Below are 15897 nucleotides of genomic sequence, written 5' to 3'. Positions count from 1 at the left end.
TTTAAACACTGTTATTGTAACGTATTACAGTACGTAAATAACGGGGAAATGCATCACTTCGCATCAGGATATTGAGCTTGTATTGCTATAAAAGCGGGAAGATCGTTTAGCATACATTCTACCAAGTGTGGGTCGAAGTGTTTACCGCTTTCCTCTTTTAATACAGCTTCAACCTTATCAACTGTCCACGCGGGCTTGTAGGGTCGTGAGTTTATTAGCGCATCAAACACATCTACCAATGTGGCAATACGGCTTTTAATATCTATTTCTTCGCCCTTAAGCCCATCGGGATAACCTGTTCCATCCCAACGTTCGTGATGTTGTTTTGCTAACATGGCGGCAAGCTGAACCGTTGGGCGGTTTGAGTCTTGCAAAATTTGATACCCAAACTCTGCATGCTGACGTATGTTGAAAACTTCTTCTTCGGTTAAAGGCGTTGTTTTTTTCAAAATAGCTTTTGGTACAATAGAAGTACCAATATCATGCAGCGGTATAGCAAGGCGCAGAGTATCAAGGTCCTGTTCACCAAGCCCTGCTTTTTCTGCCAATAGTTGGGCCATTTCAACCATTCTCGTTAGGTGATTTGACGCATTTGATTCATGCTCTAAAGCGCGCCCTAAGCGCTCAATAATTTCTTTCTGCGTTGCTTCAACATCAACGCTTTTTAGTACGTTATCGAACGCCAGCTGCACACTATCAGAAAAGCGTTTCACCAAATGCCGATCATTATCACCAATTCTTCTGGGCAAACCCGATAAATACAAAAGTGCACCGTCGTGAGTTTTGCTGTTACAGTAAGCCACAACGTGATCTTCTGCATATACAATCTGCTTATCGCGCATTGCCTGTGCACATAGTGCATATTCTTCTGCACTAATCGCATCTTTTAGCGGCACGCCTTCTTTACTGGCATATTCGCCATTTCCTGCAAACACATAAAGTTCGTCTTTGCCCAACTGACTATTGTTTGTATTGATTGTTCGCGATGTAGTGGCAACCGCAGTAGTGATATAGGCGGCATCTTTCGAACAACCCAAAATAGAGGCCAACTGTTGAATGATGCCCTGCATGAATTTTTCGAGAGAACGTGAAGAAAACAAATCAACAGAGGCATCAATGATCTTTTCAAGGCCGCGCCTGTTTTCTTCAATAACAATAATATCGCGATAAGAGCGCAGTGCTGCAATAATAACAGTAAATAGTTTTTGTGCAGTTAGTTCGGTTTTAGATTTATAGTCATTGATGTCGTAGTTAATGATAACATCTTTTTCTGGTGCTTGGCCGGGCTGGCCGGTGCGTAAAATTATGCGAGTGAAGTGATTATCGAGTTCGTTGCGAATGTAGTCTGCCACTTGAAGGCCGGCATCATCGGTTTCCATGACCACGTCGAGTAACACAACTGCTATATCATCGTGGGTTTCGAAAATATATTTAGCTTCCTCACCGCTATAGGCACTTACAAACTCTAGTGTTTTACCATTTAAGCTAAAGTCATTTAGTGCCAGCTTGGTAACGGCGTGTACTTCAGGTTCATCATCAACGATAAGTACTTTCCAGCTACCCAGATCATCCGCTTCATTTTCATCGTCGTCTTCTGCGAAAAGAAAGTCATCATTCATCTGGTACGTCCTGTCCTGTAAGAGATTGTTTAACTTGGCGCTTTTTAGTTTTCTTTGACGCTAAACAAATACTAATGCAAAACCAGATATAAGCAAGTTTGCAATTAAACAGCAATGGTTACTGCCAATTCTATGCGTGATGAAAGTAATGAAAGCGCTAGCGCCACTGACCTAGCGTCACGCGGTCGTTGTTACCGAAATCTTTGACAGTCTTAACCTTAACAAAGCCTGCATCAGTGAGCAGTGTATTAACCGCACTTCCTTGATCGAAGCCGTGTTCGAAGGCTAACAAAGCCCCTTTATTGAGGTATGCAGGCGCATTCTTAATAATGTGCTTTATATCGTCTAAGCCATCGTGGCCCGAGGTTAACGCTGTTTTCGGTTCAAAACGCACGTCGCCTTCATCAAGGTATGGGCTGGTTTCTTCGATATAAGGCGGGTTTGAAACAATAATGTCGAAGGTCTGGCCATCGAGTGCACTAAACCAGTCACTTTGCACGAAGCGGGCATTAAGTAAGTTGTTAGCTTGTGCATTACGAGTAGCAAGTTTTACCGCTCCCTGCTGGAAGTCCACACCAGTAACTGATGCTTTAGGTAATTCGCTTGCTAACGCCAGAGCAATAGCGCCCGTGCCCGTTCCTAAGTCGCAGATTGATAGAGGATGAGATAGATGTTCATTGGCCCAGTTGAGCACTTGCTCGACCAGCACTTCAGTGTCAGGACGCGGTATTAAGGTATCCGGCGAGGTAAATAGTGATAGGGTCCAGAAATCGCGCTTGCCGATAATATAAGCAACAGGCTCACCCCGTTTTCTTTTTGCCACTGCAGCTTCAAATTGCACCTGCTCAGTGTCATCCAAAGTTTTATCTGGCCATGTGAAAAGGTAAGTTTGAGACTTGCCTAGAATACTTGCCAATATAACTTTGGCATCAACAGAGGGTGACTCGCCACCCTCTAGTTGTTTAACAGCCCATGCTAGGGCGTTATCTATGCGCATTATCTTTTTTAACGCTATTTTTGCTGTAATACGAAATTATTCGTCAGAAAGCGAGGCTAACAAGTCAGCCTGATGTTCTTGCAAAATCGGATCGACGAGCTGTTTTAGATCCCCTTCTACTACTTCATCTAAGCGGTAAATAGTCAGGTTGATACGGTGATCGGTAACGCGACCTTGCGGGAAGTTGTAAGTACGAATACGCTCTGAGCGGTCACCACTACCTACTAAGCTTTTACGGGTAGAAGCTTCTTCTGCCGCGCGCTTTTCTTCTTCAATTTGATTTAAACGCGCTTGAAGTACTGACATAGCCTTAGCACGGTTTTTATGCTGAGAACGCTCGTCCTGACACTCTACAACCAAGCCTGTTGGCAAGTGAGTAATACGAATAGCAGAGTCAGTTTTGTTAACGTGCTGACCACCCGCGCCCGATGCACGGAAGGTATCGATACGAAGCTCAGCCGGGTTGATTTCAATGGCTTCTGACTCAGGGATTTCAGGCAAAACAGCAACAGTACATGCAGAGGTGTGAATACGACCTTGTGATTCGGTTTCTGGTACACGCTGTACGCGGTGACCGCCCGACTCGAACTTGAGCACGCCGTAAACGCCATCGCCACTAACGTTAGCAACCACCTCTTTATAGCCACCGTGTTCACTTTCGTTGGCATTCACCAACTCAACACGCCAACCGCGGCTTTCTGCATAACGGCTATACATACGGAATAAATCACCTGCAAATATCGCCGCTTCGTCGCCACCCGCACCTGCGCGAATTTCTAAGAAACAGTTGTTATCATCGTTTGGATCTTTAGGCAGAAGTAAAACCTGAAGCTCAGTTTCAAGGCGCTCAATTTCAGCCTTAGCTTCTTTCATCTCTTCTTGTGCCATTTCACGCATTTCAGCATCGTCTTCGTTCAGCATTTCCTGTGCTGAGCTTAAGTTTTCTTGTGCTTGCTGATAGGCATTAAAGCCAGCGACTACATCTTCTAGCTGACTAAACTCTTTTGACAAGTTGCGAAACTTATCCTGATCGCCGATAACTTCAGGGTCGCCGAGTAACGCCTGAACTTCTTCGAAACGCTCGACTAAGTGTTCGAGTTTCCTAACTACCGACTCTTTCATATGCTTTTTATTACCTTATTTATTATTGTCTGACAAAAAGTCAGATAAATCTAATGCCTGTCCCATCCAACGGCTTAACGCCGGGTCATCGTGCATGGCAGCTTCGCGTAACGCTAGGGTTGTTGAATGCAACAGCGTATTGGTTAGTTTATACGCCATTTCTTCTAATACCGCTTCGGCATTTTTACCTTCCGCTAATTGCGCTTTGGCTTTTTCCACAATATCGTCACGCTGCGCCATGCCTTTCTGGCGATACTGTCTTACTAAATCGATAGATTGCTGCGACTGTTTCCATGTCATATAGTCGCCAGCTTGTTTGTCGATAAGCTTTTCAGCTTCTTTTGCAGCCTGCTCGCGGTTTTCTAAATTCTTTTGAACAATGTGCTGTAAGTCATCGACAGTATAAAGATAGGCATCACCTAGCTCGTTTACTTCTGACTCTATATCTCGCGGTACTGCCAGGTCGACCAAAAACATAGGCATGTTTCTACGCTGTTTAAGCGCTTTTTCCACCATGCCTTTGCCAATTAAGGGCAGTTGGCTAGCTGTAGAGCTTATCACGATATCAAAATCTTTTAAGTGCTCTGGTACTTGCGACAAGGTAAACACGCTTGCATCCAGTGTTTCGGCTAAGGCTTCTGCTCTGGCCACCGTTCTGTTTGCAACGGCTAAGCAGCTTACGCCCTGCTCTTTCAAATGCTGTGCAACCAATTCAATAGTTTCACCAGCGCCTACTAGTAGCACTGAACGCTTTGGTAATTCAGCGAAGATATGCTTGGCAAGTTGCACTGCTGCATAGGCCACGCTAACCGCGTTCGCCCCTATATCAGTTTCACTGCGAACGCGCTTGGCCACCGAAAATGTGTGTTGAAACAGCTTATCAAATTCGCTGCTCACCATACCTGAGTGTTTTGCATCACCAAACGCCTGCTTCACCTGACCTAAGATTTGAGGTTCTCCCAAAATCAGTGAATCAAGTCCGCTGGCTACACGCATAATGTGCTTTACCGCTTCATCCTGCGCGAGCACATAGCTGTTATTGGCAATCTCTTCTACATCCAAGTGATGGAAGTCACTTAACCATTGTAGAAGCTTTTGGCCGGTGTCGTCTTGAGTATTAACGTATAGCTCAGTGCGGTTACAGGTCGATACAATGACAGACTCATCTACGCCTTCCAGCTTTTTTAAACTCGCAAGCGCTTCCACCAGAGAATCTGGTGTAAAGGCCACTTTTTCGCGAAGTGCTACTGGTGCTGTTTTGTGGTTAATACCGAGGGCGAGTAAAGTCATTAAAATCTGTGCTGGCAACGTCGGAGCGGCATTGTACGAAAAACCCAAAATGATTGAAAGTGTTGGTGAAACTGTGTTCCCATAATGTCACAATTAAATGTGTTTTATTTTTATACAGGTAACGCGCCTTAATGATTCGCTTTATTTCCCTACTGTTGTTTCTCTGCTTCGTACTGAGCGCATGCACAACCGCTCCCAAAGGCCCAGAAAACGCGGTAAACCTCACGGCTCAACTTGAAAAAGTCGCTGAAGTACATCAGTGGCAAATGCGCGGAAAAATTGCATTTCGCCAAGGAAAAGAAGCGGCCAGCCTTAATTTAGTCTGGAAAAACGATTCCGGTGATTTTGATTTTCGATTAACTAATTTCTTAGGAGTAAGTCTAGTTAATCTAAACGTGAACAAAAACCAGTCAGTATTAGAGGCTGACGGCGAAACCTATGTAGATGCTTTACCAGAACCACTTATTTATCAAATCACCAAAATGGTAATACCGGTAAAGCCTCTTCTGTCTTGGGTAAAAGGTCTGCCCCTTGAAGGCGATAAATACACCTTAACCGAAAAAGGGCTTGTGAATACCCTTGAAAGCTATTGCCAAGGTTGCCGTAATTGGCAGGTGACTTACGGCAACTACGGTAGTGTTGATTTAGAAGATGGAACATCTGTATGGCTACCGCACAGCATCACGCTTACCCAAGATGAAACCCCAAATATGCCTAAAACTCAGCTTAAAATTAAAATATATCAGTGGACTCTGTAGTGAACGCATCTGAATCAACGCAAAAAGATTGGTGGCCTTCCCCCGCCAAACTTAACCTGTTCTTACACATTTTAGGCCGATACGACAACGGCTATCATCAGCTTCAAAGTTTATTTCAAATGCTGGATTACGGCGATGCCCTCGCCTTTGATATAGATACTGCCAACAAAGAAGGCATAGATAATTCAAATATCCGAATGGAAATGCCACTAGATGGTGTACCCGATGATGATAATTTAATCATAAAAGCCGCGCGATTGCTGGCAGCAAAAACCAAGTGCAATAAAGGTGCTGTTATTTCAATTGATAAACGGCTACCCATGGGTGGCGGCATTGGGGGTGGCTCATCGAATGCAGCAACAACCCTTGTCGCGCTTAATCATTTATGGAATACAGGGCTAAGCGAAAACGAACTAGCCGAGTTAGGATTAAGTTTAGGTGCCGATGTACCTATCTTCGTACGAGGCCTTACAGCATTTGCAGGAGGTGTGGGTGAAGAAATAACGCCTGCACCACAAAAAGAAATGTATTTTCTTGTCGCAAACCCTAATGTTCATGTAAGTACGGCTGAGGTGTTTACTTCACCCGATTTGCCCAGAAATACACCTGCGATACGATGGGAAGACTATAAATTTGAAAAAACTTGGAATGATTGTCAGCAATTAGTCGCGAATCGCTATCCTGAAGTTGCAAAATTATTACAGTGGTTGGTACACTACGCACCGTCGCGAATGACGGGCACAGGTGCTTGCGTATTTGCCACTTTTTCTGACTACACTTTAGCCGAACAGGTTAGGGCTAAAATGCCTGAAGCCTGGCAGAGTTTTGTCGCAAAAGGTGTGAATCGCTCACCACTATTAGACAAATTAGAACAACAAAAATAGCGTGTACGCCACATCGGACAAGAACTTAAAAATTGGGGTATAGCCAAGTTGGTAAGGCAGCGGGTTTTGATCCCGCCATTCGTAGGTTCGAGTCCTGCTACCCCAGCCAAACCTCTTTTATCAACGCACTGAGGAACCACTTGTGCCAGATATGAAGCTCTTTGCAGGTAATGCCGTACCAGAACTTGCCCAGAAAGTTGCCGATCGCCTCTACACCAAACTTGGAAATGCCAAAGTTGGCCGTTTCAGTGACGGTGAAATCAGCGTAGAAATTCATGAAAACGTCCGTGGCTCGGACGTTTTTATTATCCAGTCTACGTGTGCACCTACTAACGATAACCTTATGGAACTTATTGTGATGATCGACGCACTACGTCGCGCATCCGCTGGTCGTATTACAGCAGTAATTCCTTACTTTGGTTATGCACGCCAAGACCGTCGTGTTCGTTCAGCTAGGGTGCCAATTACTGCGAAAGTAGTGGCTGACTTCCTGTCTAACGTTGGTGTTGACCGCGTACTTACCATCGACCTACACGCCGAACAGATTCAAGGTTTCTTTGATGTTCCGGTGGATAACGCATTCGGTACTCCTATCCTTCTTGCTGACATGGTAAGACGTGACTTTGCCGACCCTGTTGTCGTTTCTCCTGACATTGGCGGTGTTGTTCGTGCACGTGCTACTGCGAAACTACTTAACGACACCGACCTTGCCATTATCGATAAACGTCGCCCTAAAGCGAACGTGGCTCAGGTAATGAATATTATTGGTGATGTTAAAGATAGAGACTGTATCATCGTTGATGACATGATTGATACAGGCGGTACGCTTGCAAAAGCAGCAGAAGCACTTAAAGCACATGGTGCTCGCCGTGTTTATGCTTACGCTACTCACGCTATCTTTTCAGGTAACGCTGCAAACAATCTTAAAGAGTCTGTTATTGACGAAATTATCGTTACCGACTCTATCCCATTAAGTGCAGAGATGAAGCAAATTGGAAAAGTAAAACAGCTTACTTTATCTGAGATGCTTGCAGAAACTATTCGTCGCATTAGCAACGAAGAATCGATTTCAGCAATGTTTGAATACTAATTCAATCTAAAAAACGAGTGAAACAGTGATGATAAATAGCACTGTTTCACTCGCTTCTTTTACGGGAAGTTTTATTTAGTTACCCGTTTCGTCTTCTTCGTCGTCTTCTGGCATATCTACGTCAACAACAGGTACTTCAACTTCTTTAGTCTTTGTTTTTACGTCAACGTCCATCGTATCGACGTCATACTCAGGCATTTCGCCACCTTCAACATCAACGTCTGGCATTTGTCCATCATCGGTTTTCTTTACTTCATATTCAGGAAGCTCGCCAGATTCAACGTCAACATCGGGCATTTCGCCATCTTCAGTTTTGTTCACGTCGCACGCACTTGCCGCTAGTGCCAAACTCGATACTGCAAAAATTTTAGTTAAGTGCTTCATTTTCTCTCCTTAAAAACGTTGCTTTTGATAATCCCCAAATAAGGTTATGGAGATTATGCTAGCTGCGTAATACATTGCCTTTTGACTAGATAAGTAGGTCTCGGGGCTGTCATTACATAAGTCAATGGTTATGAAGCAGGCTCTATGCCAATCACTTTACAATATAGGGGAAGCGCGGAGGACGAAATTCCATTTCAGCATATTCTTCCCTTTTCGATAAAGAAAGTTCTATGTTTTTTTGCTGCATCACTTAGTATAAAAAGTTGTTTCCATCGCCCTATGAACAGCGGCTTAAGCAAATTTATAAAACTTTTTCTTCGCCAGTTACTGTGAAATAAAAGCATTTATAATCATCCCTTAAAAATTCTTCGTTTTTGTAAAAATTAAAAATCTCTCTCGTTCAAAAAAAAAATGAGCTCTACTTTTTAAAAGGTGAAAAAGATGTATAGGTTTCTGCGTTTTTTGTAGAAATTACTTAAACACCATGGAAAACTGTAAAACAAAGAACAAATTTATTTGGTAGACCCCAAAAGTTATGCACTGCAGTGCGCTTTACTCTAACTGGGTGCTAGCTGAACGCTAACGATAAAGCCCTACTCTTATCTAATAGAGGAATATAAGAATGACAACACATCGCCTTAAACTTGTACTTATTTTTACTTCAGTACTTACGCTTGTAGCTTGCTCTCAAGAAGAAGCCAATAAGGACATCAACATGGTAGATAAAGAAAAACAAATGGACACAAAGGTTGAGTCTATGCCTAAAGAACTGGTTGCTGAGCCTGTTACACAAGCTGAAGCTATTGAAGAGAACGTGAAAGGTGAAGTATCTATGAAAGGCAGCATTATATATAAAGACTTAGAGGGCGGTTTTTATGCGTTTATTGCAGAGAATGGCGATCGTTACACTCTACATGGATTAGATGAAACTTATCAAAAGAATGGCCTCGTTGTTGAAGTCAAAGGTACACCTAAGCCTGATATGATGACGTTCACCCAATTTGGTACTGTACTTCAAGTATCAAGCGTTAAAGTTCTTGATACCAGCAAGGTCATTGATAACCTGCAAACGAAATAGCCGTATTCTGTGCGAGGCAAGTAGCCTGTTATTGTAATATAGCACGGTTAGAAATCTGTCTTTACTGTTCTTGTTATAATAAAAGCGCGCCTCGGCGCGTTTTTATTATTAGTATCGTCAATTTTATACTTACCCGCTTCTATTTTTATCTGTGTTGGCAATTGTATGTTGTAGTGGGTGGTGTTAGAATTCGCCGCCCTTGAATTTTGGGCTGATGATTTATTGTGCGTAAGAATGTATTTTCAAACGTGACAAACATCAAATTACAGTGGGTTTTGGTCGCAAAAATCCACATCATTAGACTTATATTTTTTGGAGACAGACAATGTCTGAAGCAAATTTCAAACTAGATGCTTCTGTTCGTACAGACCTAGGGAAAGGTGCGAGCCGCCGCCTACGTCGCGAAGATAAGCTTCCTGGTATCATCTACGGTGGTGAAGAAGCACCAGTTTCTATCACACTAGATCACAACAAAGTTAACAACTCTGCTGACTTTGAAGCGTTTTACTCTCACGTTCTTGAACTAAACCTAGACGGTAAAGTTGTTGAAGTTCTAGTTAAAGACATGCAGCGTCACCCGTACAAGCCAAAGATCATGCACATTGACTTCCAACGTGTAATCGCTGGCGAAGACGTTCACACTAACGTACCACTTCACTTCGTAAACGAAGAGAAGTCTGCTGCTGTTAAAGCTGGCGGTATCGCTGAGCACCACGTAACTGAAATTGAAGTTACTTGTCTGCCTAAGAACCTTCCAGAGTTCATCGAAGTAGATATGGCTGCTGTTGAAATGGGTCAAACGCTACACCTTTCTGACCTAACACTTCCAGCTGGCGTTTCTTCAGTAGAACTTGCTAAGAACGACGAAGCTCACGACCTAGCAGTTGTGACTGTTAAGCCTGCTCCTAAAGCGGCTGACGCAGAAGAAGACGGCGAAGAAGAAGCTTCAGAGGAATAATCCTCTTGGCTGATATCCGCCTAATCGTGGGCCTGGGTAATCCAGGCCCCGAATATGAAAATACCCGACACAATGCCGGTGAATGGTTTCTCAACCAACTTGCCGACACCTATAACGCCCCGCTAAAACCAGAAACCAAATTCTTCGGTAAGACTGCTCGCATTACTATTGCTGGCAAAGATGTCCGTTTGCTCTACCCCACTACGTTTATGAATAAAAGTGGACAAGCCGTAGCAGCACTGGCTAATTTTTACCGCATAGAACCAGAACAAATATTAGTAGCATTTGACGAATTAGATTTGCCTCCCGGCGTAGCAAAATACAAAGTGGGTGGAAGTTCTAGTCAAAACGGCGTACGTGACATTGTGGCTAAAATGGGTAACAACAAGAATTTTTTGCGTTTGCGCATAGGTATTGGTCATCCAGGTCATAAAAGCCGAGTAACCGGCCATGTTCTTGGTAAGCCACCAGCGGATGAAAAGGCAGCTATTGAAAGCGCCGTTGATGAAGCGGTACGCTGTACCGAAATTTTGCTGAAAGAAGACCTTAAGCAAGCACAGAACAGGTTGCACTCTCACAAAGGGTAAACCTAGCCAGTTTTCACTTTTCCAAACTAAGGATCCATACCATGGGTTTTAAATGCGGTATTGTTGGCCTACCAAACGTAGGTAAATCAACACTTTTCAATGCATTAACAAAAGCAGGTATCGAAGCGGCCAACTTCCCTTTCTGTACCATCGAGCCAAACACAGGCGTAGTACCTGTGCCAGATCTTCGTTTGGACAAGTTGGCTGAAATCGTAAATCCACAGCGCGTTATTCCTACTACTATGGAATTCGTTGATATTGCGGGTTTGGTAGAAGGCGCATCTAAAGGTGAAGGCTTAGGTAATAAATTCCTAGCGAACATTCGTGAAACCGACGCTATCGGTCACGTAGTACGCTGCTTCGATGATGAAAACATTGTTCACGTTGCAGGTCGCGTTAGCCCTAAAGATGACATCGATGTTATTAATACCGAGCTTGCGCTATCTGATCTAGAAACCACAGAAAAAGCACTTCACCGTGTAGCAAAGCGCGCTAAAGGCGGCGACGCTGACGCTAAGTACGAAATGAAAGTACTTGAAAAGATTAAGCCGCACCTAGATGAAGGCTTATTACTTCGTTCACTTGAGCTTAGCAAAGAAGAACTTGCGGCAATCAGCTACATGAACATGCTTACTCTTAAGCCAACTATGTACATTGCTAACGTAAATGAAGACGGCTTTGAAAACAACCCGTACCTTGACCAGGTAAAAGAGATAGCATCTGGCGAGAATGCGACTGTAGTAGCCGTTTGCGCATCTATCGAGTCTGATATCGCGGAGCTTGAAGATGACGAGCGCGAAGAGTTTATGCAAGATATGGGATTAGAAGAGCCGGGGCTTAACCGCGTAATTCGTGCCGGTTATAACTTGCTAACGCTTCAAACTTACTTTACCGCAGGTGTTAAAGAAGTGCGCGCTTGGACTTTCCCTGAAGGTTCAACTGCTCCACAAGCAGCGGGTAAAATTCACACCGACTTTGAGAAAGGCTTTATTCGTGCCGAAATAGTGAGCTACGATCACTTTGTCGAGTTTAACGGCGAACAAGGTGCTAAAGATGCAGGTAAATGGCGTCTTGAAGGTAAAGACTACATTGTTAAAGATGGTGACGTTATTCACTTCCGCTTTAACGTGTAATTTCTCAAGTAGAAATTAGTGCTGTTTACAAAAGCCACCGCAAGGTGGCTTTTTTGTTTGCCGTAACCAATTGTGAAGTATACATAGGGCTGATATAACTAATAAAAAACTACCGACTTTTACAATGATTTTTAAACAGTTCTGCAATTTACACTCGTTCGCAGTATCGAAAGGCACGTCGCAACGATACACACAACTAAAAAAACGACAATCTCTATTTAGGGCCTCGGTTAGAACGTTATGTTTACTAACCTTTGCTAGTTTTTCCATCGCCAGTGAAACTCAAGTTAAAGCGGTAAACATACAATCTGACATCAGCGGCGGTGAAATGGCGCCAACATTGGTAAGCAATGCCGATAGTTGGTATCAGGTACCCCAAGCTAATACGGTAACTTTTAAAACCGCACATGGCGATGTGGTTATTGCACTTCACCCAACACTTGCGCCAAAGCATGTGGCCAGGTTCAAAGCGCTTATAGACGCAGGCTTTTACAACGAGCAAGCGTTTTATCGTGTAGTAGATGGATTTGTCGCACAAGCGGGCAGCAATGACACCCACGACACATCTCAATTTGCAGCAAATCTGCTTAAGCCAATAAGCGCTGAATTTACTCAGCCACTTAATAGCAATGTAAAATTGGTCGAATCTAAGGATATGTTTGCACCTAATACTGGATTTTTAGACGGATTCCCAGTGGGTATAGATAAAAATCGAAAAGAAATGTGGGGGCTTCACTGCCCTGGTGTTGTGGCGTTTGCTCGCAATAGCGAAAAAGATACCGCCAGTACCGAGTTTTATATTGTAATTGGTCAAGCGCCACGACACTTAGATAGAAATATGTCGGTGGTAGGCCGTGTGGTGAAGGGGATGGAACTACTTCAAAAATTACCTAGAGGCAATATGGACACAGGTGGTGTACTAGATGAGATAACCCAAGAGAGTAAAATTAAGCAGGCTTTTGTGCATACTAGCAACTCAACGCCTTACTTTTTACAAACACCACGCCATGAAGAATATAAAAAACGAGTGAATACAGGAAAAAACCTAGATAACCCGTTTTTTCATGATAATACCTATGGCCCGCGCCCTATTGACGTGTGTTATTACCAGACAAAAGCCAGTGACAAAACTTGGTAAATGGGTACTTAACCCCTTGCAAGTTGTTCAAATTCACGGCTTTTTGTGCGTATTTCGCCCTAATGCGCACACTTAATGAGCATTTAAAAAAAGTTAGTAAAAAAGGGGTTGACGGTTGCCAGTCATATACGCATAATACGCGCCACTTCCTGAGAGGGAAGAGAATAGCAAGGCTACGTAGCTCAGTTGGTTAGAGCACATCACTCATAATGATGGGGTCGCAAGTTCGAATCTCGCCGTAGCCACCAATTCTCTGTTATCTCTTTTAGGAAAGTCTAGCTGCGCGGAAGTGGTGGAATTGGTAGACACGCTGGATTTAGGTTCCAGTGCTTCACGGCGTGAGAGTTCAAGTCTCTCCTTCCGCACCACGACTGGGGTATAGCCAAGTTGGTAAGGCAGCGGGTTTTGATCCCGCCATTCATAGGTTCGAGTCCTGTTACCCCAGCCATTCTTTTTTGAATGACTATTATAGCTAGCGTCTACGCGGAAGTGGTGGAATTGGTAGACACGCTGGATTTAGGTTCCAGTGCTTCACGGCGTGAGAGTTCAAGTCTCTCCTTCCGCACCACGACTGGGGTATAGCCAAGTTGGTAAGGCAGCGGGTTTTGATCCCGCCATTCATAGGTTCGAGTCCTGTTACCCCAGCCAAATTCTTGAGAAGCCGCTCATCGAGCGGCTTTTTATTGAAGATAAAAGTTTAGGCTACGTAGCTCAGTTGGTTAGAGCACATCACTCATAATGATGGGGTCGCAAGTTCGAATCTCGCCGTAGCCACCAACTTTTACATTCCTTAATTGGAAGTCTACATTGCGGAAGTGGTGGAATTGGTAGACACGCTGGATTTAGGTTCCAGTGCTTCACGGCGTGAGAGTTCAAGTCTCTCCTTCCGCACCAAAATTGGGGTATAGCCAAGTTGGTAAGGCAGCGGGTTTTGATCCCGCCATTCATAGGTTCGAGTCCTGTTACCCCAGCCATATTTTTGAAGAAGCCGCTCTTTTGAGCGGCTTTTTTGTTTTTGTTTACCCTTTCTAAAAAGTACTGATAGATTTTAGTTAAAAACTCTACGGCCTTTCCCTTCTAAATGAATAAATTTGCTATATGCGAGCATAAAACGTCATAGTTTCAGTACGTTTTCATTGTCCAATCATTTAACTGTCGTGCTAGTATTGGTTCTTTATCGATATAGCTCGGCTTATCCTAAGGTTTAGGAAATATTTTTTTGCTAAATCCTAAACGTTTGTTCTGACAACGCACCTGTCATGTTCAGTTCATCTTTACACGCCGAGCAGCTATTAAAACAATAACGAAGGAAAGTGCGTGATAAACGAATTCGTTTCATTAGTTAACAATATTCTGTGGGGAGACGGCCAGGTACTTATTATCATGCTTCTGGCATGTGGTATTTGGTTTACCGTAAAACTAGGCGGTGTACAGCTTAGACATTTCGGTCATATGTTCAGCCTGCTTAAAGGCAGTAACACCTCTTCTAAAGATGGGATCAGTTCATTTCAAGCTTTATGTACCAGTTTATCTGCCCGTGTGGGTACTGGTAACTTAGCTGGCGTTGCGGTTGCTATATCACTAGGTGGCGCTGGCGCTATCTTTTGGATGTGGATGATTGCCCTTCTTGGTATGGCAACAGGCTTTGCTGAAAGTGTTTTGGGTCAGCTTTACAAAGTACGTGACGAAAACGGCGAATTTCGTGGCGGCCCAGCTTACTACATTAAGCAGGGGTTAAATAAAACGTGGTTAGCTGTCGCTTTCTCGCTGTGTTTGTTCTTTGGCTACGGTTTTGTTTTCAGTGCCGTACAAGCTAACACTATTACCGATGCATTAAACAATGCGTACTCTTTCCCTGCTGAATATGTTGGCCTAGCCATTATTGCCCTAGCCGCTTTAATTGTAGTGGGAGGGCTTAAAAGCATTGCCCGCTTTGCCGAGTTTGTGGTTCCTTTCATGGGGATTGGCTACGTACTAGTAGCGCTCGCCATCACCTTCATTAATATTTCCGAACTGCCCGCTATGCTGCTTGATATTATAAAGTCAGCATTTGGCTTGCAGGAAGCTGGCGCTGGCGCACTAGGTGCTGCCATTAAAAATGGAATTCAGCGTGGTCTCTATTCAAATGAAGCGGGTAGCGGCTCTGTACCGCACGCAGCAGCAAGTGCTGTTCCAAACCCTAATCACCCAGTATCTCAAGGTTACATTCAGATGCTTGGCGTTTTCTTAGATACGCTAGTACTGTGTACGTCTACTGCCTTTATCATTCTACTTGCTGGCGGTTCAAGCTCTGATCAAATGGAAGGCATACGCTTAACCCAAGACGCGATGAGTAGTCACTTAGGTGAAGGCGGTACCGACTTTGTGGCAGCCGCCATCAGCTTATTTGCATTCACATCTGTAGTAGCAAACTACGCCTACGGCGAAAGTAACCTGCACATGTTCAAGCTGGATAATAAAATAGGCCGTTTGGTCTACACTATTGGCTATTTAGGCATGATTTATTGGGGTGCACAAGCAGCGCTACCTCAGGTATGGGCCATGGCCGACATGGCGCTAGGTTTAATGACGGTAATCAACATCATCGCTATTGTATGGATGACCCCAACCATTGTTTCTATCAGCAAAGACTACTTTAAGAAAAAAGACACTGGCGCAGACATGGAATACAAAGCGGGTGACTGTGAAATACAGGGTAAGTCAGAAGATGGCGTGTGGGATTAATTTCGATTTTAAATTAAGTTGAATGTTATCTCCGTAACTATGATTAAGCAGTTCTAAATAAGTCAGCTACAACAAGAAAGGCTAACCTAAGGTTAGCCTTTTTCATGTCTAGCCATGAGTTGGCAAAAACAATTC

At 43.8% G+C, this 15897-nt stretch carries 14 protein-coding genes and 9 tRNA genes; 18 read left to right on the top strand and 5 right to left on the bottom strand.

The window, feature by feature from the left end; translation table 11 throughout:
- Positions 1-53: 53 nt before the first annotated feature.
- The 4 genes from PCAR9_RS06995 to hemA form a co-directional block, all read right to left on the bottom strand.
- Complete coding sequence (locus PCAR9_RS06995) at positions 54-1619, bottom strand: response regulator (protein WP_179982974.1); 1566 nt, start codon at positions 1617-1619, stop codon at positions 54-56.
- Positions 1620-1776: 157 nt separating this feature from the next.
- A complete protein-coding gene (gene prmC, locus PCAR9_RS06990) occupies positions 1777-2616 on the bottom strand; it encodes a peptide chain release factor N(5)-glutamine methyltransferase (RefSeq protein WP_179982973.1) in 840 nt (279 codons plus the stop codon).
- A 36-nt stretch (positions 2617-2652) separates the two neighbouring features.
- Positions 2653-3738: a peptide chain release factor 1 gene (gene prfA, locus PCAR9_RS06985; RefSeq protein ID WP_179982972.1), complete on the bottom strand. Its 1086-nt coding sequence runs from the start codon at positions 3736-3738 to the stop codon at positions 2653-2655.
- A gap of 15 nt (positions 3739-3753) precedes the next feature.
- Positions 3754-5028: a glutamyl-tRNA reductase gene (gene hemA / locus PCAR9_RS06980; protein ID WP_179982971.1), complete on the bottom strand. Its 1275-nt coding sequence runs from the start codon at positions 5026-5028 to the stop codon at positions 3754-3756.
- 131 nt (positions 5029-5159) lie between these two features.
- On the opposite strand from hemA, the gene lolB reads away from it, so the two are divergent.
- The 4 genes from lolB to PCAR9_RS06960 all read left to right on the top strand — a co-directional run bounded on the left by lolB (position 5160) and on the right by PCAR9_RS06960 (position 7760).
- Positions 5160-5786, top strand: coding sequence for a lipoprotein insertase outer membrane protein LolB (lolB, locus tag PCAR9_RS06975; RefSeq protein WP_179982970.1), 627 nt, complete (start codon positions 5160-5162; stop codon positions 5784-5786).
- On the top strand, positions 5786-6670 hold the full coding sequence (gene ispE, locus PCAR9_RS06970) for a 4-(cytidine 5'-diphospho)-2-C-methyl-D-erythritol kinase (protein WP_179982969.1): 885 nt from the start codon (positions 5786-5788) through the stop codon (positions 6668-6670). The genes lolB and ispE overlap by 1 nt, the downstream gene beginning before the upstream one ends.
- Before the next feature lie 33 nt (positions 6671-6703).
- Positions 6704-6779: transfer RNA gene (locus tag PCAR9_RS06965), tRNA-Gln, on the top strand.
- A 33-nt stretch (positions 6780-6812) separates the two neighbouring features.
- Complete coding sequence (locus PCAR9_RS06960; RefSeq protein ID WP_014949014.1) at positions 6813-7760, top strand: ribose-phosphate pyrophosphokinase; 948 nt, start codon at positions 6813-6815, stop codon at positions 7758-7760.
- Positions 7761-7835: 75 nt separating this feature from the next.
- Here PCAR9_RS06960 and PCAR9_RS06955 read toward each other — a convergent pair whose 3' ends face one another.
- Complete coding sequence (locus PCAR9_RS06955; protein ID WP_179982968.1) at positions 7836-8144, bottom strand: hypothetical protein; 309 nt, start codon at positions 8142-8144, stop codon at positions 7836-7838.
- A gap of 622 nt (positions 8145-8766) precedes the next feature.
- Here PCAR9_RS06955 and PCAR9_RS06950 point away from each other — a divergent pair.
- From PCAR9_RS06950 to PCAR9_RS06885, 14 genes are all read left to right on the top strand, one after another.
- Positions 8767-9222, top strand: coding sequence for a ribose-phosphate pyrophosphokinase (locus PCAR9_RS06950; RefSeq protein WP_179982967.1), 456 nt, complete (start codon positions 8767-8769; stop codon positions 9220-9222).
- Positions 9223-9547: 325 nt separating this feature from the next.
- Positions 9548-10180 (top strand): 50S ribosomal protein L25/general stress protein Ctc, encoded by a 633-nt coding sequence (locus PCAR9_RS06945; protein ID WP_179982966.1) that lies wholly within the window; start codon positions 9548-9550, stop codon positions 10178-10180.
- Positions 10181-10185: 5 nt separating this feature from the next.
- Positions 10186-10767, top strand: coding sequence for an aminoacyl-tRNA hydrolase (gene pth, locus PCAR9_RS06940; RefSeq protein ID WP_025254772.1), 582 nt, complete (start codon positions 10186-10188; stop codon positions 10765-10767).
- A gap of 41 nt (positions 10768-10808) precedes the next feature.
- A complete protein-coding gene (ychF, locus tag PCAR9_RS06935; protein WP_179982965.1) occupies positions 10809-11900 on the top strand; it encodes a redox-regulated ATPase YchF in 1092 nt (363 codons plus the stop codon).
- A 328-nt stretch (positions 11901-12228) separates the two neighbouring features.
- Positions 12229-13038, top strand: coding sequence for a peptidylprolyl isomerase (locus tag PCAR9_RS06930; RefSeq protein WP_232091136.1), 810 nt, complete (start codon positions 12229-12231; stop codon positions 13036-13038).
- A 171-nt stretch (positions 13039-13209) separates the two neighbouring features.
- Positions 13210-13286, top strand: a tRNA-Met gene (locus PCAR9_RS06925).
- Positions 13287-13321: 35 nt separating this feature from the next.
- Positions 13322-13406 (top strand) — tRNA-Leu (locus PCAR9_RS06920).
- A gap of 4 nt (positions 13407-13410) precedes the next feature.
- Positions 13411-13486, top strand: a tRNA-Gln gene (locus tag PCAR9_RS06915).
- Positions 13487-13521: 35 nt separating this feature from the next.
- Positions 13522-13606, top strand: a tRNA-Leu gene (locus PCAR9_RS06910).
- 4 nt (positions 13607-13610) lie between these two features.
- A tRNA-Gln gene (locus tag PCAR9_RS06905) sits at positions 13611-13686 on the top strand.
- Positions 13687-13738: 52 nt separating this feature from the next.
- A tRNA-Met gene (locus tag PCAR9_RS06900) sits at positions 13739-13815 on the top strand.
- Between the two features lie 32 nt (positions 13816-13847).
- A tRNA-Leu gene (locus PCAR9_RS06895) sits at positions 13848-13932 on the top strand.
- A 4-nt stretch (positions 13933-13936) separates the two neighbouring features.
- Positions 13937-14012: transfer RNA gene (locus tag PCAR9_RS06890), tRNA-Gln, on the top strand.
- 343 nt (positions 14013-14355) lie between these two features.
- A complete protein-coding gene (locus PCAR9_RS06885; RefSeq protein ID WP_179982963.1) occupies positions 14356-15762 on the top strand; it encodes an alanine/glycine:cation symporter family protein in 1407 nt (468 codons plus the stop codon).
- Positions 15763-15897: the final 135 nt, after the last annotated feature.

This window comes from Alteromonas macleodii, from assembly GCF_903772925.1.
Lineage (GTDB): Bacteria > Pseudomonadota > Gammaproteobacteria > Enterobacterales > Alteromonadaceae > Alteromonas > Alteromonas macleodii_A.
This window is presented reverse-complemented; position numbering and strand designations above follow the sequence as displayed.

Excerpts from the sequence above, each read along its gene's own strand:
- PCAR9_RS06995 (WP_179982974.1), bottom strand. The coding sequence starts at position 1,619 with ATGAATGATGACTTTCTTTTCGCAGAAGACGACGATGAAAATGAAGCG.
- prmC (WP_179982973.1), bottom strand. The coding sequence starts at position 2,616 with ATGCGCATAGATAACGCCCTAGCATGGGCTGTTAAACAACTAGAGGGT.
- prfA (WP_179982972.1), bottom strand. The coding sequence starts at position 3,738 with ATGAAAGAGTCGGTAGTTAGGAAACTCGAACACTTAGTCGAGCGTTTC.
- hemA (WP_179982971.1), bottom strand. The coding sequence starts at position 5,028 with ATGACTTTACTCGCCCTCGGTATTAACCACAAAACAGCACCAGTAGCA.
- lolB (WP_179982970.1), top strand. The coding sequence starts at position 5,160 with ATGATTCGCTTTATTTCCCTACTGTTGTTTCTCTGCTTCGTACTGAGC.
- PCAR9_RS06955 (WP_179982968.1), bottom strand. The coding sequence starts at position 8,144 with ATGAAGCACTTAACTAAAATTTTTGCAGTATCGAGTTTGGCACTAGCG.
- PCAR9_RS06950 (WP_179982967.1), top strand. The coding sequence starts at position 8,767 with ATGACAACACATCGCCTTAAACTTGTACTTATTTTTACTTCAGTACTT.
- PCAR9_RS06945 (WP_179982966.1), top strand. The coding sequence starts at position 9,548 with ATGTCTGAAGCAAATTTCAAACTAGATGCTTCTGTTCGTACAGACCTA.
- ychF (WP_179982965.1), top strand. The coding sequence starts at position 10,809 with ATGGGTTTTAAATGCGGTATTGTTGGCCTACCAAACGTAGGTAAATCA.
- PCAR9_RS06930 (WP_232091136.1), top strand. The coding sequence starts at position 12,229 with ATGGCGCCAACATTGGTAAGCAATGCCGATAGTTGGTATCAGGTACCC.